20 protein-coding genes and 1 pseudogene are annotated in these 25,906 nt (G+C 67.6%); 11 read left to right on the forward strand and 10 right to left on the reverse strand.

Going from position 1 to position 25,906, the window contains the following annotated elements:
* Positions 1 to 11 precede the first annotated feature (11 nt).
* From EC839_RS10880 to EC839_RS10890, 3 genes are all read left to right on the forward strand, one after another.
* Complete coding sequence (locus EC839_RS10880) at positions 12 to 3,149, forward strand: efflux RND transporter permease subunit (protein ID WP_132832545.1); 3,138 nt, start codon at positions 12 to 14, stop codon at positions 3,147 to 3,149.
* A 1-nt stretch (position 3,150) separates the two neighbouring features.
* Positions 3,151 to 4,653 carry an efflux transporter outer membrane subunit gene (locus tag EC839_RS10885; RefSeq protein WP_007161695.1) on the forward strand — a complete coding sequence of 501 codons (1,503 nt, stop codon included), beginning with the start codon at positions 3,151 to 3,153 and terminating at the stop codon, positions 4,651 to 4,653.
* A gap of 118 nt (positions 4,654 to 4,771) precedes the next feature.
* A complete protein-coding gene (locus tag EC839_RS10890; RefSeq protein WP_007161696.1) occupies positions 4,772 to 5,359 on the forward strand; it encodes a YajG family lipoprotein in 588 nt (195 codons plus the stop codon).
* Between the two features lie 60 nt (positions 5,360 to 5,419).
* Here the strand turns inward: EC839_RS10890 and EC839_RS10895 are convergent, their stop codons facing one another.
* Positions 5,420 to 6,580, reverse strand: coding sequence for a 1-acyl-sn-glycerol-3-phosphate acyltransferase (locus EC839_RS10895; RefSeq protein ID WP_007162732.1), 1,161 nt, complete (start codon positions 6,578 to 6,580; stop codon positions 5,420 to 5,422).
* Positions 6,581 to 6,687: 107 nt separating this feature from the next.
* On the opposite strand from EC839_RS10895, the gene EC839_RS10900 reads away from it, so the two are divergent.
* The 3 genes from EC839_RS10900 to EC839_RS10910 are packed head-to-tail and all read left to right on the forward strand — an operon-like array spanning position 6,688 to position 7,758.
* Complete coding sequence (locus EC839_RS10900) at positions 6,688 to 6,870, forward strand: CPXCG motif-containing cysteine-rich protein (protein ID WP_007162731.1); 183 nt, start codon at positions 6,688 to 6,690, stop codon at positions 6,868 to 6,870.
* Complete coding sequence (locus tag EC839_RS10905; RefSeq protein WP_007162730.1) at positions 6,870 to 7,130, forward strand: putative signal transducing protein; 261 nt, start codon at positions 6,870 to 6,872, stop codon at positions 7,128 to 7,130. The genes EC839_RS10900 and EC839_RS10905 overlap by 1 nt, the downstream gene beginning before the upstream one ends.
* 10 nt (positions 7,131 to 7,140) lie before the next feature.
* On the forward strand, positions 7,141 to 7,758 hold the full coding sequence (locus EC839_RS10910; protein ID WP_007162729.1) for an SOS response-associated peptidase: 618 nt from the start codon (positions 7,141 to 7,143) through the stop codon (positions 7,756 to 7,758).
* 65 nt (positions 7,759 to 7,823) lie between these two features.
* On the opposite strand, the gene EC839_RS24920 is transcribed toward EC839_RS10910, so the two are convergent.
* Both EC839_RS24920 and EC839_RS24925 read right to left on the reverse strand, forming a co-directional pair.
* On the reverse strand, positions 7,824 to 8,708 hold the full coding sequence (locus tag EC839_RS24920) for a methyl-accepting chemotaxis protein (protein WP_372237652.1): 885 nt from the start codon (positions 8,706 to 8,708) through the stop codon (positions 7,824 to 7,826).
* Positions 8,682 to 9,953, reverse strand: a pseudogene (locus tag EC839_RS24925) (HAMP domain-containing protein); the annotation flags it as partial. The pseudogene EC839_RS24925 and the gene EC839_RS24920, both read right to left, overlap by 27 nt.
* Positions 9,954 to 10,114: 161 nt before the next feature.
* Here EC839_RS24925 and EC839_RS10920 point away from each other — a divergent pair.
* Positions 10,115 to 10,936, forward strand: a complete 822-nt coding sequence (locus EC839_RS10920) for a M48 family metallopeptidase (protein ID WP_007162727.1) — start codon at positions 10,115 to 10,117, stop codon at positions 10,934 to 10,936.
* A gap of 116 nt (positions 10,937 to 11,052) precedes the next feature.
* Here EC839_RS10920 and EC839_RS10925 read toward each other — a convergent pair whose 3' ends face one another.
* On the reverse strand, positions 11,053 to 12,054 hold the full coding sequence (locus EC839_RS10925; protein ID WP_007162726.1) for a class I SAM-dependent methyltransferase: 1,002 nt from the start codon (positions 12,052 to 12,054) through the stop codon (positions 11,053 to 11,055).
* A gap of 28 nt (positions 12,055 to 12,082) precedes the next feature.
* Positions 12,083 to 13,042: a 2-hydroxyacid dehydrogenase gene (locus EC839_RS10930; protein WP_007162725.1), complete on the reverse strand. Its 960-nt coding sequence runs from the start codon at positions 13,040 to 13,042 to the stop codon at positions 12,083 to 12,085.
* Positions 13,043 to 13,136: 94 nt separating this feature from the next.
* Between EC839_RS10930 and EC839_RS10935 the strand changes: the two genes are divergently transcribed.
* The gene (locus EC839_RS10935) at positions 13,137 to 13,724 is read left to right on the forward strand and encodes an ACP phosphodiesterase (protein WP_039976394.1); all 588 of its coding nucleotides are present in this window, start codon (positions 13,137 to 13,139) and stop codon (positions 13,722 to 13,724) included.
* Here EC839_RS10935 and EC839_RS10940 read toward each other — a convergent pair.
* A complete protein-coding gene (locus tag EC839_RS10940; RefSeq protein WP_007162723.1) occupies positions 13,667 to 14,464 on the reverse strand; it encodes a 1-acyl-sn-glycerol-3-phosphate acyltransferase in 798 nt (265 codons plus the stop codon). The two genes, EC839_RS10935 and EC839_RS10940, sit on opposite strands and share 58 nt — an antisense overlap.
* Entirely contained in the window at positions 14,461 to 15,189 is a 729-nt protein-coding gene (locus EC839_RS10945) for a GNAT family N-acetyltransferase (RefSeq protein WP_007162722.1), read from the reverse strand. Before EC839_RS10945 ends, EC839_RS10940 begins: the two co-directional genes overlap by 4 nt.
* A gap of 225 nt (positions 15,190 to 15,414) precedes the next feature.
* On the opposite strand from EC839_RS10945, the gene EC839_RS10950 reads away from it, so the two are divergent.
* Entirely contained in the window at positions 15,415 to 15,900 is a 486-nt protein-coding gene (locus EC839_RS10950) for a peptidylprolyl isomerase (RefSeq protein ID WP_027598438.1), read from the forward strand.
* A gap of 320 nt (positions 15,901 to 16,220) precedes the next feature.
* Here the strand turns inward: EC839_RS10950 and cysZ are convergent, their stop codons facing one another.
* Complete coding sequence (gene cysZ, locus EC839_RS10955) at positions 16,221 to 16,973, reverse strand: sulfate transporter CysZ (RefSeq protein WP_007162720.1); 753 nt, start codon at positions 16,971 to 16,973, stop codon at positions 16,221 to 16,223.
* Positions 16,974 to 17,273: 300 nt separating this feature from the next.
* On the opposite strand from cysZ, the gene trxB reads away from it, so the two are divergent.
* The gene (trxB, locus tag EC839_RS10960) at positions 17,274 to 18,248 is read left to right on the forward strand and encodes a thioredoxin-disulfide reductase (protein ID WP_007162719.1); all 975 of its coding nucleotides are present in this window, start codon (positions 17,274 to 17,276) and stop codon (positions 18,246 to 18,248) included.
* Between the two features lie 210 nt (positions 18,249 to 18,458).
* On the opposite strand, the gene glyA is transcribed toward trxB, so the two are convergent.
* Positions 18,459 to 19,712, reverse strand: a complete 1,254-nt coding sequence (glyA, locus tag EC839_RS10965) for a serine hydroxymethyltransferase (RefSeq protein WP_007162718.1) — start codon at positions 19,710 to 19,712, stop codon at positions 18,459 to 18,461.
* A 123-nt stretch (positions 19,713 to 19,835) separates the two neighbouring features.
* Positions 19,836 to 24,029 (reverse strand): EAL domain-containing protein, encoded by a 4,194-nt coding sequence (locus EC839_RS10970; protein WP_132832547.1) that lies wholly within the window; start codon positions 24,027 to 24,029, stop codon positions 19,836 to 19,838.
* A gap of 211 nt (positions 24,030 to 24,240) precedes the next feature.
* Between EC839_RS10970 and ettA the strand changes: the two genes are divergently transcribed.
* Positions 24,241 to 25,905: an energy-dependent translational throttle protein EttA gene (ettA, locus tag EC839_RS10975; RefSeq protein ID WP_007162716.1), complete on the forward strand. Its 1,665-nt coding sequence runs from the start codon at positions 24,241 to 24,243 to the stop codon at positions 25,903 to 25,905.
* The last annotated feature ends 1 nt before the right edge of the window (position 25,906 follow it).

Below are 25,906 nucleotides of genomic sequence, written 5' to 3' on the forward strand. Positions count from 1 at the left end.
GGGAGCGCCCGATGTCCAAGTTCTTCATCGACCGGCCCATCTTCGCCTGGGTGATCGCCCTGGTGATCATGCTCGCCGGCATCCTGTCGATCCTCAATCTGCCGATCAACCAGTATCCGAACATCGCCGCCCCGGCGGTCTCGATCCAGGTGAGCTACCCGGGCGCCTCGGCGCAGACGGTGCAGGACACCGTGGTCCAGGTCATCGAGCAGCAGATGAACGGGATCGACAACCTCAGGTACATCTCCTCGGAGTCCAACTCCGATGGCAGCATGACCATCATCGTGACCTTCAACCAGGGTACCAACTCCGACATCGCCCAGGTCCAGGTGCAGAACAAGCTGCAGCTGGCGACGCCGCTGCTGCCGCAGGAAGTCCAGCAGCAGGGCATGCGCGTCGCCAAGTACCAGCGCAACTTCATGATGGTGGTGGGCCTGGTCTCCATGGACGGCTCCCTGACCAACGAAGACCTGTCCAACTACATCGTCTCCAACATGCGCGATCCCATCGCGCGGACCAGCGGTGTGGGTGACTTCCAGGTGTTCGGTGCCCAGTACGCCATGCGCATCTGGCTAGATCCGCAGAAGCTGGTGAAGTACCAGCTGACGCCGGTCGACGTCAGCAGCGCCATCCAAAGCCAGAACGTGCAGATCGCCTCCGGTCAGCTCGGCGGCCTGCCGGCGGTGCCGGGGCAGCAGCTCAACGCCACCATCATCGGCAAGACCCGCCTGACCAGCGTCGAGGAATTCGGCAAGATCTTCCTCAAGGTCGACCAGAGCGGCGCCCAGGTGCGCCTGCGCGACGTGGCGCGGGTGGAGCTGGGGGGCGAGAACTATTCCATCGACGCCCAGTTCAACGGCAAGCCGGCCTCCGGCATGGCCCTGCGTCTGGCGACTGGAGCCAACGCCCTGGACACCGCCAAGGCGGTCCGCGCCACCATCGAGCGGCTCAAGCCGTTCATGCCGCCGGGCATGGAAGTGGTCTATCCCTATGACACCACGCCGGTGGTGACCGCCTCCATCCATGAGGTGGTCAAGACCCTGGGCGAGGCGATCCTGCTGGTGTTCCTGGTGATGTTCCTGTTCCTGCAGAACTTCCGGGCCACCCTGATCCCCACCATCGCCGTACCCGTGGTTCTGCTGGGCACCTTCGCGGTGCTGCTGGCCGCCGGTTTCACCATCAACATCCTGACCATGTTCGGCATGGTGCTCGCCATCGGCCTGCTGGTGGACGATGCCATCGTGGTGGTGGAAAACGTCGAGCGGGTGATGGCCGAGGAGGGGCTCTCGCCCAAGGAGGCGACGCGCAAGTCCATGGGCCAGATCCAGGGCGCCCTGGTCGGTATCGCCATGGTGCTGTCGGCGGTGTTCGTGCCCATGGCCTTCTTTGGCGGCTCCACCGGGGTGATCTATCGCCAGTTCTCCATCACCATCGTTTCCTCGATGGTGCTCTCGGTGCTGGTGGCCCTGATCCTGACCCCGGCGCTGTGCGCCACCCTGCTCAAGCCGGTCAAGCAGGGGCACCACGAGAAGCGCGGTTTCTTCGGCTGGTTCAACCGCAAGTTCGAGAGCGGTCAGCACCGCTACGAGCGCAGCGTGGCCGCGGTGATCCGCCACAAGGTGCCCTTCCTGCTGCTGTACCTGCTGATCGTCGGCGTCATGGTGTTCCTGTTCACCCGCATCCAGTCGTCCTTCCTGCCGGAAGAGGACCAGGGCGTGATCTTCGCCCAGGTCACCACGCCACCGGGCTCCAGTGCCGAGCGGACGCAGAAGGTGCTCGACACCATGCGCGAGATGATGATGAAGAACGACTCGAGCGCGGTCAGCTCGATGTTCACCGTCAATGGCTTCAACTTCGCCGGTCGCGGCCAGAGCTCGGGCCTGGCCTTCATCCAGCTCAAGCCCTGGGAGGAGCGCCCGGACGCCAAGGATGGAGCCAGTGCCGTGGCCGGTCGCGCCATGGGCTACCTGTCGGGCATCAAAGACGCCATCGTCTACGCCATCGTCCCGCCGGCAGTGCTGGAGCTGGGTAACGCCACCGGCTTCGACTTCTATCTGCAGGACCAGGGCGGCATCGGCCACGAAGCGCTCATGGCCGCGCGCAACCAGCTGCTCGGCATGGCCGCGCAGAATCCCAAGCTGATGCAGACCCGTCCCAACGGCCTCAACGACGAGCCGCAATTCAAGCTCATCGTCGACGACGAGAAGGTACGCGCCCTGGGGCTGTCGCAGAGCGACGTCAACCAGACGCTGTCCATCGGCTGGGCCTCCAGCTACGTCAACGACTTCATCGACCGCGGTCGGGTGAAGAAGGTGTACCTGCAGGGCGAAGCCAGCGCGCGGATGAATCCCGAGGACTTCAACAAGTGGTACGTGCGCAACAGCGCCGGTGAGATGGTGCCGGTGTCGGCCTTCGCCCGCGGCGAGTGGATCTACGGCTCGCCCAAGCTGGAGCGCTACAACGGCATCTCCTCACTGGAGATCCTCGGTTCCGCGGCGCCCGGCTACAGCACCGGTGACGCCATGGCCGAGATCGAGCGCATGGCCAAGGACCTGCCGCAGGGCGTGGGTATCGCCTGGACCGGTCTGTCCTACGAGGAGCGCCTGTCGGGCTCCCAGGCGCCGGCGCTCTACGCCCTGTCGCTGCTGGTGGTGTTCCTCTGCCTCGCGGCGCTGTACGAGAGCTGGTCGATCCCAATCGCGGTCATCCTGGTGGTGCCGCTGGGGGTGGTGGGGGCCTTGCTGGCCACCTACTTCCGTGGCCTGGCCAACGACGTCTTCTTCCAGGTCGGTCTGTTGACGACCATCGGCCTGGCGGCGAAGAACGCCATCCTGATCGTGGAATTCGCCAAGGAGCTGCACGAAGGCGGCAAGAACATCGTCGATGCGGCGGTGGAAGCCTCGCGCATGCGCCTGCGGCCCATCATCATGACCTCCATGGCCTTCATCCTGGGCGTGGTGCCCCTGGCGATCTCCTCGGGCGCGAGCTCCGGCAGCCAGCACGCCGTGGGTACCGGCGTGATCGGCGGCATGCTCACCGCCACGATACTGGCGATCTTCTGGATTCCCATGTTCTACGTGGTGGTCAGCAGCCTGTTCAAGGACAAGGCCACCAAGGACCAAGAAGCCCATGGCAAGGAAGGACACTGATATGAAGAAGTCTCTCTTGGCGGTGGTCGTGGGCATGCTGGCCGTTTCCGGCTGCAGCCTGATCCCCGACTACCAGCGACCCAACGCGCCGGTGGAGAATGCCTGGCCCCATGGCCAGGCCTACGATGCCCTGACGGTCAATCGCGACCAGCAGGCGGCCGACATCGGCTGGCGCGATTTCTATCGCGACCCGGCCCTGCAGCGGCTGATCCAGCTGTCGCTGGACAACAACCGCGATCTGCGCCAGGCCGCGCTCAACGTACGCCTCTACCAGGCGCAGTACCGCGTGCAGCGCGCCGAGCTGTTTCCCGACATCAGTGTAAGCGGCACCGGGACCCGTACCCGCCAGCCGGAAGACCTGAGCCAGGTCTCCGCGATCCGCGAACTGCTCGCCGGCAACAGCGCCAACGGCGCGGGTGGCAGCGGTGGCGGCAGCATCAGCAGCCAGTACAGCGTGACCCTGGGCTTCACCTCCTATGAGCTGGACCTCTTCGGTCGCCTGCGCAGCCTCAGCGAGCAGGCGCTGCTCAACTACTTCGCCACCAGCGAAGGACGCCGTAGCACCCAGATCTCGCTGGTCTCGGAAGTGGCCAACGCCTACTACGCCTGGCTCACCGACCAGCGCATGCTGCAACTGACCCGCGAGACCCTGGACGCCTATCAGCGCTCCTACGACCTGACCCGCCAGACCGTGGAAAACGGTGTGGCCAGCGGCCTGGACCTGCGACAGTCGCGTACCGCCCTGGAAGGGGCGCGGGCGAATCTGGCGCAATACACCCGCCAGGTGGCCCAGGATCGCAATGCACTGACCCTGCTGCTGGGCACCTCGATCCCGGCGGACCTGCCGCAGGGCAAGGGCCTGGACGGCAAGGACCTGCTCGCCGACCTGCCGGCCAACCTGCCGTCGGATCTCCTGCAGAAGCGCCCGGACATCCTCCAGTCCGAGCTGCAGCTGCGCGCCGCCAACGCTAACATCGGCGCGGCGCGGGCGGCCTTCTTCCCGCGCATCAGCCTGACCGCCCAGGGCGGCACGGCCAGCCGCGATCTGAACGGCCTGTTCGACGCCGGCTCCGGCTACTGGACCTTCTCGCCGAGCATCAACATTCCGATCTTCACGGCCGGCAGCCTCAAGGCCAGCCTGGATGCGGCCAGGATCCAGAAGGACATCAACGTCGCCACCTACGAGAAGTCGATCCAGACCGCCTTCCGCGAAGTGGCCGATGCCCTGGCGGCGAAGGGCACCTACGACGACCAGCTGCAGGCCCAGCAGGACCTGGTGCAGGCCAGCCAGGAGTACTACGACCTGGCCAACCTGCGCTATCGCCAAGGCATCGACAACTACCTCACGGTGCTCGACGCCCAGCGCTCGCTGTACAGCGCCCAGCAGCAGCTGATCACCGATCGACTCAACCAGCTCAACAGCGAGGTCACCCTGTACAAGGCCCTCGGCGGTGGCTGGCTGGAGCGCAGCCAGACGCGACCGCCGCTGGCGGCCAAGCCCTGACCCTGCTCCAGGAAGACGCCGGCCCCGTGCCGGCGTCTTCTTGTCCAGGGTGCCCGTCTATCGACGCCGCCGGGGGGCTGGGTATACTGCCCCCTGTCCCTTTCTCTGGAGTCTCTGCATGCGCTATCGCCTGTTGCTCGGCCTGCTCGCCGCCACTGGTCTGACCCTGGCCGGCTGCGCCAGCAGCCCCCAGCAATTGAGTCCGCAACCCCAGATCACCGCGCCCATCGCGCCGGTCGGCCAGGGCCAGCCGGTCTCGGTCCGGGTGGTCGACGGTCGCTCCTCCTTTACCCTCGGCACCCGCGGCGGTCTCTATCCCGACACCAGCGTGGTGGTGGTGCAGACCCAGGACGTGATTCCCAAGCTGCAGGCCGAAGCCGAGAAGGCGGTCCGCCAGATGGGCTTCACCCCGTCGCCCAATGCCGGCCCCGGCGCGCCCCAGCTGACCCTGACCCTGGCCGAGCTGAACTACCAGTCGCCCAAGGAGCTGTACGTCACCGCCTCCGACGTCGCCGCGGCCTTCCAGGTCGACGTGCGCAACAGCCAGCGTGGTTACCGCGGCCGCTACGGCGCCAGCCTCAACCAGCGCTTCGGCATGGCACCCAACGCCGAGGCCAACACCAAGCTGGTCAGCGATGTGCTGAGCGATGCCCTGACCCGGGTGTTCAAGGATCCGACCGTGGTCCAGGTGCTCAGCGGTCGCTGAAAACCTGACGCCCACAAAAAAGCCCGGCCAGTGCCGGGCTTTTTTGTGGGTAGCCGACCGCTATTCCAGGCCGGCCAGCACGCGGTACTTGTTGAGCACCGGCTGGGCGTACTGGCGCACCAGCTGCGCGCGGTATTCCGCTGGGCAGTCGGCCAGACGCTTTTCCCATTCGCCACGGGCGACCGCGATTTCCTCGGCGGGAAACAGGGCGTCCACCGCGGGCACGGCCAGCTCCGGATCGCGACCCTCCCAGGCGGCATAGGCGAGGTAGCTGGCCGGGAACAGCCGGTAGTTGCCGAGGATCTGCCGGTCCATTTCCTGGGCCAGCGCCTTGGCATCCTCGAACTCCCCCGTGACCGGCTCGCCAAAGGCCACGTGCACCCGGCCCTTGTAGCCGGTGATGCCCAGGGCGATGCTGACGTCGTCCTCGCCCGGTGCCTTGGTATAGCCGCCAGTGGTGGCGCGGATGTGCAGTTCGCGGGCCTTGGCCTGGTCGCAGGGATCGAATTCGTAGCTGATCGACACCGGCACGATGTTCAGCGCCTTGACCAGCTCGGCGAAGGGCGCGTCTTTGCAGCTCATGTGGAACATCTTGAGGATGGCCGAATCGGTGCGGTCATCGCCGTCCTTGGCCCGGCCCTCGGCCTGGGCGATCCAGATGGACTGGCCGTCCTGGCGGATCGAGTGATTGATGTAGGCGGACAGATTCTGGTACGCCGCCAGCTTTTCGCGCCGACCGCTGATGGAGCGGTGCACGATGAAGCTCTTGTTCAGTCGCATCAGGTCGCTGACGAAGGGCTTCTGCAGGAGGTTGTCGCCGATGGCGATGCGCGGCGTTGGCAGACCGGCGTGGTAGACGGCATAGTTGACGAAGGCCGGGTCCATCACGATGTCGCGGTGGTTGGCCAGGAACAGATAGGCCCGGCCGCTGCGCAGCTGGTCGATACCGGAGTAGGTGACGCCGTCCGAGGCCTTTTCGATGGCGCGATCCACATAGGGTTCGAGCTTGTCCTGCAGCGCGGCGACGCTCTGGATGCCGCCCAGTTCCTGGCGCAGGCGGGTGCGCAACAGGGGCCGCACCACCCAGCCGAGGCCCTTGGACAGGCGCGGGAAACGGTAGCCGGCGAGGATGGCGATGAAGTGGTCGTCGTCGATCAGGCGGGCCAGAACCCCGGGGACTTCCGCGTCGTTATAGGGTCGAATGGCTTCGAACTCGCCCATGGTGTTCTCTTGTAGAAATTCCGGCGGCCATAGTAGTGGGCGTGGCGCCAGATGCAAGCGCCAGGGGCCGGATGGGCGGCAGGTTGGCGGTCGAGGAGTGCAGGCAGATGCTGGAAAGCCAGGAATACGATTGCCCTTATTGCGGCGAACCGGGCGAGGTGGTGCTCGACCTCAGCGGCGGTGATCAGGACTACTACGAAGACTGCGAAGTCTGCTGCCGGCCGATCCGCTTCGGCCTGCACACCGATGGCGAGGAGTGGAATCTCGAGGTTCGTCGGGAGGACGACTGATGCGTCGCATCTACGAGCCGGGTTCGCTGCACGAGGGCGAATTGCTCCTGGCGGTGCTGGCCAGCGAAGGCATCAGCGGCTTTCTCGCCGGGCGCCATCTGCTCGGGGGCATCGGCGACCTGCCGGCGGCCGGGCTGCTCGGCCTGCTGGTCGAGGATGAGGAGGCCCTCCGCGCGCAGGCGCTGATCGCCGCGTACAATGCCGCCACGCCCCTGCCGGGAGAGGATCCCTCCCCCGAGCAGGGCATCCTCGTCTGCTAGCAAGGTTTTCATGTCCGGACGCTACGCCCTGTTCCGCTGGCCCGCCGAATTCGCCGCCCTGGCGGGATTCCCCGAAAAGCATGCGCCGCGCTGGAACATCTCCCCCCATCAGCAGGTGCTGCTGCAGCGGCGGACCGCCGAGGGCGAGCGGGTCGACAGCGGCCGCTGGGGACTGACTCCACCCTGGCTCACCGATCTTTCCCGCACTCCCACCCACGCCCGCGCCGAAAGCCTGGTCACCCAGCCGATGTTTCGCGAGCCCTTTCGCCTGCGCCGTTGCCTGCTGCCCGCCAACGGCTTCTACGAATGGCGCGGCAATCACCGCAAGCGACCCTACTGGATGCTCAATGGCGAACCCCTGGCCTGGTTCGCCGCGCTCTGGGAGGCCTATCCGGCCGGGGACCAGCTCTGGCTGTCGGTGGCCATGGTCACCCAGGCCGCCGGCCCGCTGCGGCGGCCGATCCTGCTCGATGAAGCGGGGCGTGCCCTCTGGCAGGATCCGGACAGCCCGCCCGAAGCCCTGCAGGCGCTGTTGGCCGCGGGCGGCATGCCGCTGCGCGAGCGGGTGCTGGCCGATATCGTCAACCGGCCAGAGGTGGACGGGCCGGAGTGTCTGACACCGCTGTAGACGGGCCCTCACCCCGGCCCTCTCCCAGGGGGAGAGGGGGTGGCTTGGCACTTGAGGGGAGGGGGCTAGACCCGGAATCGTCCCGCCAGTTGGCGTTGCTGTTCGGCCAGTTCGCGCAGTTGCTGGCCGGCGCGGGAGGCGCTGTCGGCTTCGCCGTGGACCGCCTGGGCGCTCTGGCCGATGTTGACCACGTTGCGATTGATGTCCTCGGCCACCGCGCTCTGTTCTTCCGCGGCGCTGGCGATCTGCAGATTCATGCTGGTGATCTCGCCCACCGCCGCCAGGATGGTGTCCAGGGCATGCCGGGTGGCCTCGGTCTGGGCGACCTGGGTGCTGGTCTGGGCGCCGCTGGCCTGCATCACCGTCACCGCCTCGCGGGTGCCCTGCTGCAGACGCTGGATCATCTCCTGGATCTCGCCGGTGGCGACCTGGGTCTTTTGCGCCAGGTTGCGCACCTCGTCGGCCACCACGGCGAAGCCGCGGCCCTGCTCGCCGGCCCGCGCCGCCTCGATGGCGGCGTTGAGCGCCAGCAGATTGGTCTGCTCGGCGATGCCGTTGATGGTGGTGAGAATGGAGCCGATGTTCTCGCTGTCCTCGGCGACCCGGCGGACCTGCTCCACCGCGCGCTCGATCTCCTGGGCGAGGGCGGCGCTGCTGGCGACGTTCTGCTGCACCAGCCGCTGTCCTTCGTTGACCGCGCCGTCCGCTTCGGTGGCGGCCCGCGCCGCACGACCGGCATTGCCGGCCACGTCCTGGGCGGTGGCGGTCATCTCCTGCATGGCGGTGGCCAGCTGGTCGATCTCCTGTAGCTGGCGCTGCACGCCGTCGCGGGTGCGCTGGGCGATATGGGAGGTGTGCTCGGCCGCCGAGGCCACCTCGCCCACCGAGCGGATCAGCTGGCCGATGAGCCCCTGCAGCGAGGCCAGGAAGCGGTTGAAACCGCCGGCCATGGCGCCGACCTCGTCGCGGCGCTCGGTGGCGAGGCGCTGGGTGAGGTCACCGTCGCCCTGGCCGATGGCGTCGAGCATGGTCACCATCTGCCGCAGCGGCCGGGCGATGCGCAGGCTGATCAGCCAGAGCACCAGCAGACCGGCGCCGGCGACCGCCAGGCCCACCAGCAGCATGCCGACCACGTCCTGGTGGCGTTGGCTGCCGAGGGTGTCCTTGAGGCTGTAGAGATCGGCCAGCACGGCTTCGCGGGGGAGTTCGATGATCAGCGTCCAGACCTGGCGGTTGTCGCCGGCGAAGCGCAGCGGCAGATAGACCTGGTAACGCTGACTCTGGGCGTCGAAGCGGCGGGTGACGCCTTCGCCGAGATCCTTGAGGCCGGCCAGGGTCGCGCCCAGCGCCGGTTCGGCCGATTTGCCCAGCTGACTGGCGTCGGCGGTGTAGGCGACCAGGGTGCCGCGCCCGGCCACCAGGGCCATGCGGCCCACGCCGCCATAGAGGCGGTCATTGGCCTTGACCAGCTGGCGCTGGATGAAGTCCAGCGGCACGTCGGCACCGACCACGCCCTTGAAGGTGCCACCGACTAGGATCGGCACGTTGAAGGAGGCGATCAGCACCTGCTGCTCGTTGACCGTGTCGGGCATGGGGTCGAGCACGCAGGTGGTGCGATTTTCCCGCGGACAGAGGTAGTACTCGCCTTCGCGCACGCCCGACGGCAGCCGGGTCTGGCTTTCCACGGTCTCGCCGATCGGCTCCACCGTCACCCCGCCATCGAGGGTCCTGTGCCACCAGGGGGTGAAGCGACCCTGCTCATCGTAGCCGGTGGCGGCGTCGCCGCGATGGCGCTCGTCCTGGCCATCGATGGCATCCGGTTCCCAGACGGTATAGAGGCTGAGCAGGCCGGGCTGGCGCTTGAGAGTCTGGCTCAGCAGGCGGACCAGGCCCTGGCGATCCAGCTCGACCTGCTGGTCGCCCGGAGTGCCCATGGCCACGTTGAGTTGCGCCAGCTGATTGGCCAGTTGCAGGGGGACGTCCAGCTGGCGTTGCAGCTGGTTGCCCACGGCTTCGGCCTCGGCCGTGAGCCGGGCCTCGGCGGCGGTGGCGGCCAGGGCCTCGGTGTGGCTGTCGACCAGGGCGCGGGTGCGCTGACTGGCGAACAGGGTATAGGCGATCAGGGCAGCGACCACCGCCAGGATGCAGGCGCCGGCCAGCAGGGTGATGGAGGTGCGGATGGAGCGGAAATTCATGGGGGACTCCGGGGCGTTCGATACCGGGAGCTATCGGCGGTGACGCCTATTCATTGAGGCCTCCGGTCGCCTGGCAGTAGAACGTTGCCGGGCGTTACCGGACATTGCCGGCCCTGATGCCCCTCTCTAGACTGTATCCGCCTCGATACCTGGAGATTCCCATGCGCCGTATCCTTCCCCTCGCGGGCCTGTCCTTGAGTCTGCTGCTGGTCGCCTGCCAGACCGTCAACACCACCTCGGGTGGTGCGGTCGGGGTGCAGCGCAAGCAGTACATGTTCAGCATGCTGTCCGAGCAGCAGGTCAACCAGATGTACGCCCAGTCCTATGCCAAGACGGTCAGCGAGGCCAAGTCCGCCGGCAAGCTGGCCAACGACACGGCCGACGGCAAGCGCGTGGCCGCTATCGCCAAGCGGCTGATCCCGCAGACCGCGGCCTTCCGTCCGGACGCGGTGAACTGGGACTGGCAGGTCAACCTGGTGCAGAGCGACGAACTCAACGCCAACTGCGGCCCGGGCGGCAAGATCTTCGTCTACAGCGGGCTCATCGATCAGCTCAAGCTGACCGACGACGAACTGGCGGCGGTGATGGGCCACGAGATCGCCCACGCCCTGCGCGAGCACAGCCGCGAGCAGATGTCGCGGGCCTATGCCATCCAGATGGGCGAGAACCTCGGCGGGGCCCTGCTGGGCGTTGGCCAGGGTGGCATGCAGCTGGCCGACCAGGTGTCCCAGGTGGCCCTGACCCTGCCGTTCAGCCGCGGCAACGAGAACGAAGCCGACCTGATCGGCCTGGAGCTTTCGGCGCGCGCCGGCTACAACCCCAATGCCGCCATCACCCTCTGGCAGAAGATGGCCCAGGCCAGCCAGGGCAAGCAGCCGGCGGAATTCCTCAGCACCCACCCCTCCGACGCCAACCGCACCAAGGCCTTGCAGGCGGCGATTCCCAAGGTGATGCCGCTGTACGAGGCGGCGAAGAAGGGTTGAGGGTTTGAGTTTGGGGAGGGGTTTCCCTCACCCCAGCCCTCTCCCAGGGGGAGAGGGAGCGGGTAGGCGCCGTAGGTTGGGTTGAGCGCAGCGAAGCCCGACAGGGCGCGGCGTCGCTACCGCCGCCGGGCGCTGTAGACCTTGAAGCCGTCGCGCTCGGCCAGGGTGCGGCAATTGCCGAAGGCGGCCTCGATCAGCGGCGGATAGCGCAGGAAGCTGTTGGCCACCAGGCGCAATTCGCCGCCGGGGCGCAGATGACGTACCGCCTCGGCCAGCAGGGTCTCGGTGGTGCGGTAGTCGGTCTTCACGCCGCTGTGGAAGGGCGGATTGCTGACGATGGCGGCAAGACCGCTGGGCGCCGCGGCGATGCCGTCACCGGCGATCACGGTTCCAGCCAGACCATTGGCCGCCAGGGTCTGGCGACTGCTGGCCACGGCGAAGGCGTCCACGTCGAGCAGGTGCAGGCTGCTGGCGGGATAGCGGCGGGCCAGGGCAGCGCCGACCACGCCGGCGCCACAACCGAAGTCCAGTACCGCCCCCTCGGGTAGGCTGTCGAGGTGCTCCAGCAGCAGCGCCGTGCCCACGTCCAGCCGGCCATGGCTGAACACGCCCGGCAGGCTGAGAATGTCCAGATTCAACCCCGCCCGCTCCAGCCGGTGGCGTTGCAGCCAGGCGTCCGGCTGCGGATCGGCCGAGGTGCGAGGGTCCTGCACCACCCACAGTTGGCAATGGCGAGCGCTGTCGAGCTTGCTGGCCTGGCCCAGGGCGCCCAGCTGGCGCGCCGCGCGTTCGATACCGGCCTTCTTTTCACCGACCAGATAGAGACTGCCCGCGGCCGGCAGGCGCTGGCTCAGGGCGGTGAGCAGGAAGTCGGTGGCCTCGCGGGACTTGGGCAGAAACAGCACGGCAGCGGTGAAGTCGCCTGCCGGGGGTTCGATCCCCAGGCTGACGCGACCCGGATAGCGCCGCATCAGTTGTTCGGCCTCGCCCGCCTGCCAGCTCCAGCCGCTGGCCGCGGGCAGGACGCCCAGCAGGTCGTCGGCCGGCAAGCCGGCCAGCAGCAAGGCGCCGCCAAAGCGCTCGGGGTGACGGAGGAGGACTTCGCTGCGCGGATCCATGGGGCTACCTGGCGAAAAAGCGCGAACTTTAGCAGACCACCCGCTGCGGCGTGCCGGCGAAATGGCCCTCGGCATTGGCGGCGAGCTGGCCAATGATCCGCTGGCGCGCTTCGCGACTGCCCCAGGCGTTGTGCGGGGTGACGATCAGTCGCGGAATGTCGCCGGCCAGCAGCGGATTGCCGTCGCGCGGGGGCTCGACGCTGAGCACGTCGGTGGCGGCGCCGGCCAGGTGGCCGCGTCTCAGGCAGTCGGCCAGGGCCTGTTCGTCGACGATGCCGCCGCGGGCGGTGTTGACCAGGAAGGCCGTGGGTTTCATCGCCGCCAGTTCCGCCGCACCGATCAGGCCGCGGGTCTGCTCGGTCAGCGGGCAGTGCATCGTCAGGGCATCCACCTGGGGCAGCAGCTCGGCCAGCGGCAGGCTGCCGGGGCGCGCCGGGCGACCGGGCAACTGGCCCACCAGGGTCCGCATGCCGAAGGCTTCGGCCAGCCGCTTGACCGCGCTGCCCAGTTCGCCGAGGCCGAGCAGGCCGAGGGTCTTGCCTTCCAGCTCGACGATGGGGTGATCGAGCAGGCAGAACTGGCTGGCGCTCTGCCAGCGACCGGCGCGGATGTCCGCCTGGTAGTCCGGCAACCGGGTGGCCAGGGCCAGCAGCAGCGCCAGGGTGTGCTGGGCGACCGAGGCGGTGCCGTAGCCCTGGCAGTTGCAGACGCGCACGCCCTGGGCGCGCGCGGCTTCCAGGTCGATGTTGTTGGTGCCGGTGGCGCTGACCAGGACCAGCTTCAACTCAGGGCAGGCGGCCAGGATGGCGGCGTCCAGCACCACCTTGTTGACGAGGGCGACCTGGGCGCCGGCCAGGCGCGCCGCGACCTCGTCCGGAGCGCTCGCCGGATGGAGTTCCAGTTCGTCGAACACCGCGCGCAAGGGCGCCGGGTCCAGATCGCCCAGGTCAAGAGAGGCATAGTCGAGGAACACGGCGCGAACGGGCATGACGACTCCAGCGGACAGGGAAGGGAGGTCCGAGCCTAGCAGCCGCGGGTCGTCCAGGAAAACCGCCCGGGCGCGGCTGGAGTATGCTGAGGGGATGAATTATCTCGCGCACTTGCACCTGGGCGGCCCCGGCCGCGAAGATCGCCTCGGCAGTCTCTATGGCGATTTCGTCAAGGGCTCGGCGGACGCCTGGCCGGCTGGGATCGCCGCCGGCATCCGGCTGCACCGGCGCATCGACGTCTATACCGACGACCACCCCCTGGTGATCAGGGCCAAGACCCGGCTCCCCGCGGCGCGGCGACGGGTGGCCGGACTGCTGGTGGATGTCTTCTTCGATCACTGCCTGGCGCGCCTCTGGCACCACTATGCCGAGCAGCCGCTGCCGAATTTCGTCGCGGACTGCTACCAGACCCTGCTGGAGGAGCCGGAGCTGCCGCCACGGCTGGCCCGCATCGCGCCCCTGATGGCCCGCCAGGACTGGCTGGGCAGCTACACGGACTTCGCCGTGCTGGAGCGGGTGGTGGAGGGCATGGCGCGGCGGCTGTCACGCCCGGAGCTGCTGGCCGGGGCCTTCGCCGAACTGGACGCCGCCTACGACGGCCTGCTGGAAGATTTCCGCGCCTTCTATCCGCAGTTGCAGGCCTTTGCCGCCGCCGAGCGGGCGGCGCGGGTTTCCAGCTGAATCCCGAGGCGGGCGGCGATGGCCGCCTGGCAGCGACCCGCCAGCACCTGGCGCGCCTGGCCCTGGGGCAGTACCGCGGGCAGCAACTCGATCCTCAGGGTGGTCCCGCCGTTGTCCAGCAGCCGCAGCAGATGACTCACCAGGTCGTCGTCGCCGATGAAGGCCGCGGCCCGATCCGGCTCGCCGTTGCGCCAGTAGCTCAGGGCCACGGGTTGCAGCGGGGTGCCGGTGGCGATGGCCGGACTCAGCAGCCGGCCGTGAAAGGTGCGCAGCACGCTGCCGTCGGTGGTGGTGCCCTCGGGAAAGAGCGCCAGCGACAGGCCCTGGGTCAGGCGCGTGGTCAGGGCCTCGCCCAGGGCGTCGCCGCGCTCGGCGCCACGGCGGATGAACAGGGTGCCGGCCTGGCGCGTCAACCAGCCGGCGAAGGGCCATTCCGCCACCTCCGTCTTGGACAGGAAGCCCAGCGGCCGCAGGCTGCCGAGGGCGACGATATCCAGCCAGGACACATGATTGGCCAACCACAGGTGGGTGCCGCGCGGCACCTCGCCGCGGACCTCCAGGCGCAGGCGCAGCGCCCGGGCCAGCAGCTGGAAGAAGCGCCGCGTCAGCCGTTGCCGTAGCCCCAGGCAGGGCCGGCGACCGAGCGTTACCGCCAGCGCCACCGTCAAGGCGAACAGCGCCCCGAGCAGCAGCGCGGCCAGCACCGGTAGCAGCCGCACGGCAAGGCGCAGTCGCTTCATACCGCGGCCTTGAAGTGGCGGGCATAGCGCGGGCAGAGGTCTTCGCGCTTGAGCAGAATGAAGACGTCGGCCACGCCGAATTCCGGATCCCAGCAGGGCGCGCCGCAGACCTGGGCGCCCAGGCGCAGATAGGCCTTGAGCAGGGGCGGCAGCTGCACCACCAGGTTGTCCGGCACGGCGACGAAGGGCAGCGGGCGCCGCGGCGTGGCGCGGATCGCCGGGATGCGTTCGTCCCGCGCGGCCTGGCGCAGCAGGGCAGCGGCCTGCAGACCGCCATCGGCCATGGGCACGCTGGCGCAGCCCATGAGGTAGCGATAGTCGCCGCAGGCCATGATCTCGGCCAGCTCCGCCCACAGCAGGGCGATGGCCGCGCCGGTGCGATGCCCGGGCGCCACGCAGGTGCGACCGATTTCCAGCAGCGGACCCTGCAGGCCGTCCAGACCTTCCAGCTGGAATTCGCTTTCGCTGTAGAGACTGCCCAGACGCTCGCGGCGGCGCCCGTCGAGCAGTCGCGTGGTGGCGATCAGCTCGCCGCTGCGCAGGTCGCGCACCCCCAGGTGCAGGCAGTGGGCGTCGTAGGCGTCCTGGTCGAGGTTGTCGGCGAAATGCACGCCGTAGGTGCTGCCGAAGACCGCGGCCCGCAGGCGCTGGGCAGCGCGGATATCCGCGGCGGTCGACAGGCGTTCGGCGCGCAGCGCGGGCGGTGCGGACACTGGAATCGGCATGGCAGGGCTCCGGCAGTGGGTATGCAGCAAACCCTAGGTAGCCGGGATGACAGCCCCGTGAAGCGGCCATGGCGATCTCGTGACGAGCGGTCGGGCACCGTTGCAGGGGCGCCCTCCAGATGCCTGCGGGCGCCAGGGGACTGACCGAACGCATTCGCAATTGCTAGGTTGGACGCGTAGACTGATGCGTCAATCCTATTTTTTCCCAGCATGAAGGTTCTGGCCATGCAGATCGCGGCGAACACGGCAGTATCCATCGACTACACCCTGACCAACGACGCCGGCGAAGTCATCGACAGCTCCGCTGGTGGTGCTCCGCTGGTGTACCTGCAAGGCGCGGGCAACATCATTCCCGGCCTCGAGCGCGCCCTGTCCGGCAAGCAGGCCGGCGACGAGCTGAAGGTGGCCATCGAGCCGGAAGACGCCTACGGCGAATACACCCCCGAATTGGTTGCCACCCTGGGCAAGGAAATGTTCGAAGGCGTGGACGAGCTGGAAGTGGGCATGCAGTTCCACGCTTCCGGCCCGGACGGCGCCATGCAGATCGTCACCGTGCGTGACATCGATGGCGACCAGGTCACCGTCGACGGCAACCACCCCCTGGCCGGCCAGCGTCTGAACTTCGACGTCAAGGTGGTCAACGTGCGTGCGGCCAGTGACGAAGAAATCGCCCATGGTCACATCCATGGCGAAGGTGGTCACCACCACTAAGCCTGGCCTCAGGCTCCCATGACGCCCGTGTCCGGCCCTGCCGGCGCGGGCGTCGTCGTTTGGGGCGTCCGTGCGGCGTGGCCCTCACCCCAACCCTCTCCCAAGGGGAGAGGGGGGCTGGTTGGGTGGGGCGCGTAGGGTGGATGACGGCGCAGCCTCATCCACGGTGGCACGCTGCCCGCGTGGAAAACGCTGCGCGGTTTTCCACCCTACCGGGCTGCCAGGCGTAGGGTGGATGACGGCGCAGCCTCATCCACGGAGGCACGATGGCCGCGTGGAAAACGCTGCGCGGTTTTCCACCCTACCGAACCCTGGCTGCCTTAGGGACGCACCACCAGGGCCTTGTCGCCCCCTTCACGTACCCAGAACAGCGTGGCCCCGGCCACGGCGGCGGGCATGAACAGGGCGTTCAGGCCGGGGACCAGCAGCGCCAGGTAGGTCACCCCGCCAAAGCCCAGGCAGCGCAGGCGGCGGGTGCGCAGCCAGGCGAGCATGGCGCGGAAATCCAGCTTGTGGTTGTCGGCGGGAAAGTCGATGTACTGCACCGCCATCATCCAGACGCCGAACAGGATCCACAGTGGCGCGGCGATCAGGTTTAGACCGGGGATGAAGGTCAGCACCAGCAGGCCCAGGGCGCGTGGCAGGTAGTAGCCCAGCTTGCGCAGTTCGCGCTGCAGGGTGCGCGGCACCATGGTGACCAGTTCGGTGAGGTTGAACGGCGGGAAGTCGTCCTGGCCACGCACCATGACCTCGACCTTTTCCGCCAGAAAGCCGTTGAAGGGCGCTGCCACCAGGTTGGCCAGCATCGTGAAGGTAAAGAAGATGATCGCCAGCAGCAGGAGCACGAACAGCGGCCAGAGCAGCCATTCGACGAAGCTCGCCCAGGCCGGCAGGCTCGGCATCAGCTGCTCCAGCCAACCCTCGAAGCCGCGCACGGCAAAGGTGAGGATGGCGGCGTAGAGCAGCAGGTTGATGGTCAGCGGGATGACCACGAAGCGGCGCATGCCGGGGCGGGTCACCAGGCGCAGCCCTTCGGCGAAGTAGGCGGAGCCGGACAGCGGAGCGACAGCCATGAAGATTCCTGACAGGTAACGGGAAGGCACAGCTTACCTCAGGGCTCCCTGGCCGAAGCGGTCGACATAGGCGCGCCCTATGGTCTGGATTTAGAATGGTCGCTTCTGTGGAGGGGCGGCACCCGGTAGGCTGAGCCCCATCCTTGGACCCGGTGTCCGCCTATCGGCGCCGGTCGCGCCGTCGCCAGGAGCGACCGGCGCTTGCGGAACGGCTCCGCACGCACACCGGCCGGCATGCCCATAGGGCGCGCCGGCCACTCTACTCTTAGGTCTGCCGGAGACCCCGGCAGGGAGAATGTCATGTCTGAAGTCAGCACCACGCGCCATTCGCGTCTCATCATCCTCGGTTCCGGTCCGGCCGGTTACACGGCCGCGGTCTATGCCGCCCGTGCCAACCTCAAGCCGCTCTTGATCACCGGCATGCAGATGGGCGGCCAGCTGACCACCACCACCGAAGTCGACAACTGGCCGGGCGACCCCCACGACCTGACCGGTCCGGCGCTGATGGAGCGGATGCGCGAGCACGCCGAGCGCTTCGAGACCGAGATCGTCTTCGATCACATCAACGCCGTGGACTTTGGCGGCAAGCCCTACACCCTCAAGGGTGACAGCGCTACCTACACCTGCGACGCCCTGATCATCGCCACCGGTGCCAGCGCCCGCTACCTGGGCCTGGCCAGCGAAGAGGCCTTCATGGGCAAGGGCGTGTCCGCCTGCGCCACCTGCGACGGCTTCTTCTATCGCAACCGCGAGGTGGCGGTGGTCGGCGGCGGCAACACCGCGGTCGAGGAAGCCCTGTACCTGGCCAACATCGCCAGCAAGGTGACCCTGATCCACCGCCGCGAGACCTTCCGCGCCGAGAAGATCCTGCAGGACAAGCTGCGCGCCCGGGTCGCCGAAGGCAAGATGGCGCTCAAGCTCAACGCCAGCGTCGACGAGGTGCTGGGCGACAACATGGGCGTCACCGGTGTGCGCATCAAGAACAACGACGGCAGCAGCGAAGAGCTGCAGGTGGCCGGTCTGTTCGTCGCCATCGGCCATACCCCCAACACCGGGCTGTTCGAAGGCCAGTTGGAGACCCACGACGGCTATCTGGTGGTGAAGGGCGGCCGCGAGGCCAATGCCACCGCCACCAACGTGCCGGGTGTGTTCGCCGCCGGCGACGTGGCCGACCACACCTACCGCCAGGCCATCACCTCGGCCGGTGCCGGCTGCATGGCGGCGCTGGACGCCGAGCGCTATCTGGACGGCCTGGGCGATCTGCAGGTGCTCTAAGGCCCGGTTGTCGCCTGACAAAGAAAAACCCCGGCAGTGGCCGGGGTTTTTCGTTTCCGGGGTCTTCCGGCAGGCGGCAAGGTCTGGCCTGGCTGCCTTGACGACCCCTCTGAAAATGCAAAGAGCCCCGGCCAATGGGTCGGGGCTCTTCGTTTTGGGTTTTTTCTCACCCCGGCCCTCTCCCTGGAGGAGAGGGGCAAGGCGTGCCTCTTACTTGCCGTATACCGGCAGGCGGGCGCAGACGGCCTTGACCTTTTCACGGACGGCGTCGATCACCGCTTCGTCGCCCATGTTGCCGAGGATGTCGCAGATCCAGCCGGCCAGTTCGCGGCACTCGGCTTCCTGGAAGCCACGGGTGGTGACGGCCGGGGTGCCGATGCGCAGACCGGAGGTGACGAAGGGCGAGCGCGGATCGTTCGGCACCGAGTTCTTGTTCACGGTGATGAAGGCGCGACCCAGGGCGGCGTCCGCGTCCTTGCCGGTGATTTCCTGCTTGATCAGGCTGAGCAGGAACAGGTGGTTGTCGGTGCCGCCGGAGACGACGTCGAAGCCACGCTCGATGAACACGCCGGCCATGGCCTGGGCGTTCTTGATCACCTGCTGCTGGTAGGTCTTGAACTCGGGCTGCAGGGCTTCCTTGAAGCATACGGCCTTGCCGGCGATGACGTGCATCAACGGGCCGCCCTGGGCACCGGGGAAGACAGCCGAGTTGAGCTTCTTCTCGATGGCTTCGTTGGCCTTGGCCAGGATCAGGCCGCCACGCGGACCGCGCAGGGTCTTGTGGGTGGTGCTGGTGACCACGTCGGCGAAGGGGACCGGGTTCGGGTAGACGCCGGCGGCGACCAGGCCGGCGAAGTGGGCCATGTCGACGAACAGGTAGGCACCCACGGCATCGGCGATGGCGCGGAAGCGGGCGAAGTCCAGCACCTGGGAGTAGGCAGAGTAGCCAGCCACGATGACCTTGGGCTTGTGCTCCCGGGCCAGGCGCTCGACCTCGGCGTAGTCGATCAGGCCCTGCTCGTCGATGCCGTACTGCACGGCGTTGTACAGCTTGCCGGAAGAGGACACGGTGGCGCCGTGGGTCAGGTGACCGCCGTGAGCCAGGCTCATGCCGAGGATGGTGTCACCGGCTTCGATCAGCGCCAGGTACACGGCCGAGTTGGCCTGGGAGCCGGAGTGCGGCTGGACGTTGGCGTAGTCGGCGCCGAACAGCTCTTTGGCGCGGTCGATGGCCAGTTGCTCGACCACGTCGACGTATTCGCAGCCGCCATAGTAGCGCTTGTGGGGATAGCCTTCGGCGTACTTGTTGGTCAGCACGCTGCCCTGGGCTTCCATGACCGCCGGGCTGGTGTAGTTTTCCGAAGCGATCAGCTCGATGTGATCTTCCTGACGCTGGGCTTCCTGCTGCATGGCGGCATACAGGTCGGCGTCGAAGCGGGCGAGGGTGGTTTCACGGCTGAACATGGCGGCAGGGTCCCCTGAGGCATGGCGAAGAGCGAGCCCGATCGGGCTCGTGAGGGGCAGTATTCTACCCCATCGCGGGAACTCTGAGGTATGAGCGCCGGTCATGCGGAGGCGCCATCGGTCTCATGTCAGGACTGGAAACAACCCTTGGTGCTCCAGCCGTTCGCGCAGCAGATCCGGGGGCAGCGGACGGTTGAAGAGGAAGCCCTGCACCTCGTCGCAGCCATGCAGGCGCAGGAATTCCAGTTGCGCCGGTTCCTCGACGCCTTCGGCGATCACCGAGAGATTGAGGCTATGGGCCATGGCGATTATGGCCCGGGCGATCTGCGCATCCTGCTCGCCGTGGGGCAGGCCGTCGACGAAGCTGCGGTCGATCTTGAGGATGTCGATGGGGAACTGCTTGAGGTAGTTGAGCGAGGAATAGCCGGTGCCGAAGTCATCCACCGCGATGCACAGGCCCAGGCTCTTGAGTTCGCCGAGCAGTTGCAGGGCCTCGCCGACGTCGCGCATCAGGATGCTCTCGGTCAGTTCCAGCTCCAGGCAGGCCGGCGCCAGGCCGGTCTCGGCGAGGATCGCGGCGATGCGCTGGCCGAGCTGGCCGTCGCTGAACTGCCGCGCGGAGAGATTCACCGAGACCTTGGGAATGCGCACCCTGGCCGCGTGCCATTCGCGCATCTGCCGGCAGGCCTCGCGAATCACCCAGTCCCCGACCTGGACCACCAGGCCGATCTCTTCCAGCACCGGGATGAATTCCGCCGGCGAGACGTGGCCGCGCACCGGATGCTCCCAGCGCAGCAGGGCCTCGACCCCGGTCAGGCGCCGGTTGTCGCAGCGGTACTGCGGCTGGTAGTGCAGGCGGAATTCGCCCTGCAGCAGGGCGTGCCGCAGATCGGCTTCCAGTTCCAGGCGTTCCAGGGCGCGGGCGTTCATCTCGGCCTGGTAGAACTGGAAGTTGTTCTTGCCCATCTCCTTGGCGTGGTACATGGCGGTGTCGGCGTTCTTCATCAGCTGGCTGAGCTCATGGCCATCCTGCGGCGAGAGGGCGATGCCGATGCTGGCGGAGACGAAGAATTCGCGGCCTTCGAGCACGAAGGCCTCGGACAGCTGGGTGAGGATCTGCTCGCCGACGCGGATCGCCTGGGCCAGGGCCACCTCGCGGGTTTCCAGGCCGGACAGCAGCAGGGTGAATTCGTCGCCGCCCATGCGCGCCACGCTGTCCTCGGTGCCGACGCAGGCGGTCAGGCGCATGGCCACCTCCTTGAGCAGGCGGTCACCGGCGGCGTGGCCGAGGCTGTCGTTGATCGGCTTGAAGCGGTCGAGGTCGAGGAACATCAGCACCACCCAGCTGCCGTTGTGGCGACTCAGCTGCAGGGCGTTGTGCAGGCGGTCTTGGAACAGGGTGCGGTTGGGCAGCAGGGTCAGGGCGTCGTAGTAGGCGAGGCGATGGATGCGTCTCTCGCTGGCCTTGCGCTCGCTGATGTCGACGAAGAAGCAGACATAGCTCATCAGGTCGCCGTCGTCGTCGCGGATGGCGGTGATGCCGACCCAGGAAGGGTAGGGCTCGTTGTCCTGGCGCCGCTGCCAGAGTTCGCCTTCCCAGCTCTCCTGGGTGCGCAGCTGCTGCATCACGTGCTGCAGCTGGTTGGCTTCCTGCTTGTCCGCGCAGAGCATCATCGGCTGCTGGTCGAACACCTCTTCGGGGCTGAAGCCGGTGATGCGGGTGAAGGTGCGGTTGACCCGCACGATGTAGCCGGCCGGATCGGTGACCAGGATGGCGCCAGCGGAGTGGTCGAAGACCGTGGCCGCCATGCGCATGTCCTTTTCCGTGCGGCGCTGGGCGGAGATGTCGCGGCAGATGCCGAGCAGGCCGGCGAAGCGCTCGTGGTCGTCCCACAGCGGCTTGAGACGCAGTTCGATCTGCAGGGTGTGACCCTGGGCGTGCAGGCAATCCAGCAGCAGGGGCGCGAAGTGCTCCCGGCGCAGCTCGGCCAGGGCGCGCGGATCGTCGAGGCTGCGCAGCAGCCGCTGCAGGGTGCGGCGGAATTCCTGTAGCTGGCGCGAATGCACCACCAGCTCGGCCAGGGTGCGCTGTTGCAGTTCGGCGACGGGATAGCCGAGCAGTTCCTCGACCGAGGGGCTGAGGTAGTTGAGCACCAGCTGGGCGTCGGTGGTGAAGATGACGTCGCTGATGCTTTCCGCCAGCTGCCGGTAGCGATTCTCGCTCTCGCGCAGGCGCTCGCTGGCGCGGACCATGTCGGTGACGTCCAGGGCCAGCCCGACCACGCTCGCCGCGCTGCCGTCCGCCGCACTGGCGAGGCGTTGCTCGCGCACGTCGAACCAGCGCCAGCCGCCGTTGCGGTGCTGCCAGCGCAGGAGGCTGCTGCTGGGCTGGTCGGACAGCGACGGCCGCATGCTGACCACCCGCTCGTGCAGCTCGACGTCGTCCGGGTGCAGGCGCGCGCGACCGAGGCTGGCGAAGGCCTCCGGCGGATAGCCGAGCTTGAGCGCCAGCGAATGACTCTCGTAGGTCAGCTCGCCGCTGGCCACGTCGTAGGTGTAGAGGGTGTCGGGAATGGCGCTGATCAGATTCGACCAGAAGCTGTCGCGCTCGAGCAGGCGCAATTCGCCGAGCTTGCGCTGGGTGATGTCGGTGAGGCTGAGCAGGGTGGCATCGAGGTGCTGGGGATCGGCCGGCAGGTGCATGGTCAGCCAAAGGTGGCGCTTGCCCTCGGCGGTGTCGATGCAGGTCTCGATTTCCAGCACCTGCTGGCCGGAGAGCAGACCGGCCAGCAGACGATAGCGCTTGCCGCCGAGCTGCACGCGGGAGTCGCCCACCAGCCGCGCCCAGGCCTGGTCAAGGTGACTGATGCCGAGCATTTCCAGGGCGCGCTGGTTGATCTCGGTGATGCGCACCTGACGACCCAGGGTATCCAGGGCCTCGGGCTGGCGGGCGAACAGCTCCGCCAGTTGCTCGGGGCGCTCCAGGCCCAGGGCGTGCATGTGGGGATGGATGGCACTCAGATCGACCACGCAGATGCCGGTGTGCACCCCGTTGAAGATGCTTTCGTAGCGCTGCCGGGTGGTCTGGATGGTCTCCAGGTTGCGCTGCTGCTCGGTGACGTCGCGCAGCACCCAGACGAAGCCGTCCTGGGTCTGGGTGCGGTCGCGCAGGACGCGCGCGCTGGGCTGGCTGTCCGCCAGGGCATGGCAGCTGACCGCGAAGCGGCGGAGCTGCCCTTCCACCGTCAGGGCGACCAGGGCGCCGCTGTCCCGCTCGGCGGGCGTCAGGGCGGTCAGCTGGGGCAGCAGACTGGCGAGGAAATACTGCTGGGCGTCGTCGGCGGCGATGCCCAGCAGGCGGGCGGCGGTGGCGTTGACATGGACCAGGCGACCGTCGGCCTGGGTCATGCAGACGGCTTCCTCGATGCCATTGAGGGCGATGCCGGCCAGGCGCAGGCCCCGCCGTGAGGCCAGGGTGAGGGCCCGCAGGCCCTGTTCTTCGCGCAGTAGCAGGTAGAGCAGGATGACGGCCACCACACCGGCCAGACTGAACAGGGCCAGGCGGCCGAAGGAGGCGCCCAGCAGTGTAGCGCCCATGTCCGTGGCGGAATGGATGCCCACCACCTGCCAATCGCTGTAGGCCAGCGCCTGGCGCATCTCGTCGACGCTCTGCTTGGCCGGCATCGCACCGCCACGGAACAGCAGGGTGCCCTGGGCGCGATCTTCCAGGCGCCAGTCGAGGCCCGACGGCACCCGGGTGGGTCGCCACAGGGGTTCGAGCAGGGGGGCGCTGGTCAGCACCCACCAGCCGTCCTGCAATTGCGGATCGCCGGCCAGCAGCACATAGAGGGGGGCGGCAGTGGCCTGAGCGTTGTAGCCGTAGCGGAAGTCGGCCTGGCCAGCGCGCGCGATCAGCTGCTGGATGAAGGCGGCGTCCGGCGAGTCACCCAGGCGCGCAGCGCGCAGGGTGGCGTTGGCCGGCAGCCAGCGCGCCTGTTGCAGCCCGGGAAAGAAGTCCTTGAGGCTGAGCAGCAGATTGGGTGCCAGCGGCAGGGTGGGGTCCAGCGACCAGCGCAGGGTGCTGCGCACCGCCTGGGCCTTGAGCGCCAGGCCGAATTCGACGGTGTTGGCCAGTTGTCGGGTCAGACCATCCAGCTGTTCGCGCCGCAGGGCCTCGCGCTCGGCCACGCTGGCGAAGGCCTGCCAGAACATCAGGGCCAGCATGGCCATCAGCGAGAGGATCAGCAGGCCACGGGTGAGGCGTCGCGAGGCGGGGGCGAGCGGCGCTTCCGGCAGCGAGGAGGGCGGGCTGTTCACGACGGACTGCGTTCCTGCAGAGGCGATGGCCGTTCGGCTGCGCCCGATTCCGCGGGGCAGGGATGGCCTATGATAAGGGACCGGACGGTGTCTCCGCCGGTTTTTTCCGCGTGATCAGCGCCGACGCTTTCGTCGCGCGGGGTTTCGACAGCGTTCGCTGCTGACGCCATACTGTGTCCCCTGTTTTTCATTCCGGTCCCAAGGTCCCACCATGGCTCAATACGTCTACACCATGCATCGGGTCGGCAAGGTCGTGCCGCCCAAGCGTGAAATCCTCAAGAACATCTCCCTGTCGTTCTTTCCCGGCGCCAAGATCGGCGTGCTCGGTCTGAACGGTGCGGGTAAATCGACGCTGCTACGCATCATGGCCGGCGTCGATACCGAGATCGAAGGTGAAGCGCGTCCGATGCCCGGTATCAATGTGGGTTATCTGCCGCAGGAACCGAAACTTGATCCCGAACAGACGGTTCGTGAGGTGGTCGAGGAAGCGGTCGGGCAGATCAAGCAGGCCCAGGCCCGCCTGGACGAGGTCTATGCCGCCTACGCCGAGCCGGATGCCGACTTCGACGCCCTGGCCGCCGAGCAGGCCAAGCTGGAAGCCATCCTCCAGGCTGCCGACGGCCACAACCTGGACCGCCAGTTGGAAGTCGCCGCCGATGCCCTGCGCCTGCCGGCCTGGGACGCCAAGGTCGGGGTGCTCTCCGGTGGCGAGAAGCGCCGCGTGGCGCTGTGCCGCCTGCTGCTGTCGGCTCCCGACATGCTGCTGCTGGACGAACCCACCAACCACCTGGACGCCGACTCGGTGGCCTGGCTGGAGCACTTCCTCCACGACTTCCCCGGCACCGTGGTGGCCATCACCCACGACCGCTACTTCCTCGACAACGTCGCCGGCTGGATCCTGGAACTGGACCGTGGCCAGGGCATCCCCTTCGAGGGCAACTACTCCGGCTGGCTGGAATCCAAGGCCGCGCGCCTGACCCAGGAAGCCAAGCAGGAAGCCGCCCATGCCAAGGCCATGAAGGCCGAACTGGAATGGGTGCGCTCCGGTGCCAAGGCCCGCCAGTCCAAGTCCAAGGCCCGCCTGCAGCGCTTCGAGGAAATGCAGTCCCAGGAATTCCAGAAGCGCAGCGAGACCAACGAGATCTACATCCCTGCCGGCCAGCGCCTGGGCGACAAGGTCATCGAGTTCAAGAACGTCAGCAAGGGTTATGGCGACCGCCTGCTGATCGACGACCTGAGCTTCGTGGTGCCCAAGGGCGCCATCGTCGGCGTCATCGGTGGCAACGGCGCGGGCAAGTCGACCCTGTTCCGCATGATCATGGGCAAGGAGCAGCCGGATTCGGGCAGCATCGAGATCGGCGATACCGTGCAACTGGCCAGCGTCGACCAGAGCCGCGAGAACCTGTCCGACACCAAGACCGTCTGGGAACAGGTCTCCGACGGCTCCGACGTGATCAAGATCGGCAACTACGAGGTGCCCTCGCGCAGCTACGTGGGTCGTTTCAACTTCAAGGGCGCCGACCAGCAGAAGTTCGTCAAGGACCTCTCCGGCGGTGAGCGCGGTCGTCTGCACCTGGCGCTGACCCTCAAGCAGGGCGGCAACGTGCTGCTGCTGGACGAACCCTCCAACGACCTGGACGTGGAAACCCTGCGCGCCCTGGAAGACGCCCTGCTGGACTTCCCCGGCGCGGCCATCGTGATCTCCCACGATCGCTGGTTCCTCGACCGTATCGCCACCCACATCCTCTCCTACGAGGATGACTCCAACGTGGTGTTCTTCGAAGGCAACTACACCGAGTACGAAGCCGATCGCAAGAAGCGCCTGGGCGAGGCCGCGGCCCAGCCCAAGCGGGTCAAGTACAAGAAGCTGGCCTAAG

The organism is Pseudomonas sp. JUb52, assembly GCF_004341115.1.
Lineage (GTDB): Bacteria > Pseudomonadota > Gammaproteobacteria > Pseudomonadales > Pseudomonadaceae > Chryseomonas > Chryseomonas oryzihabitans.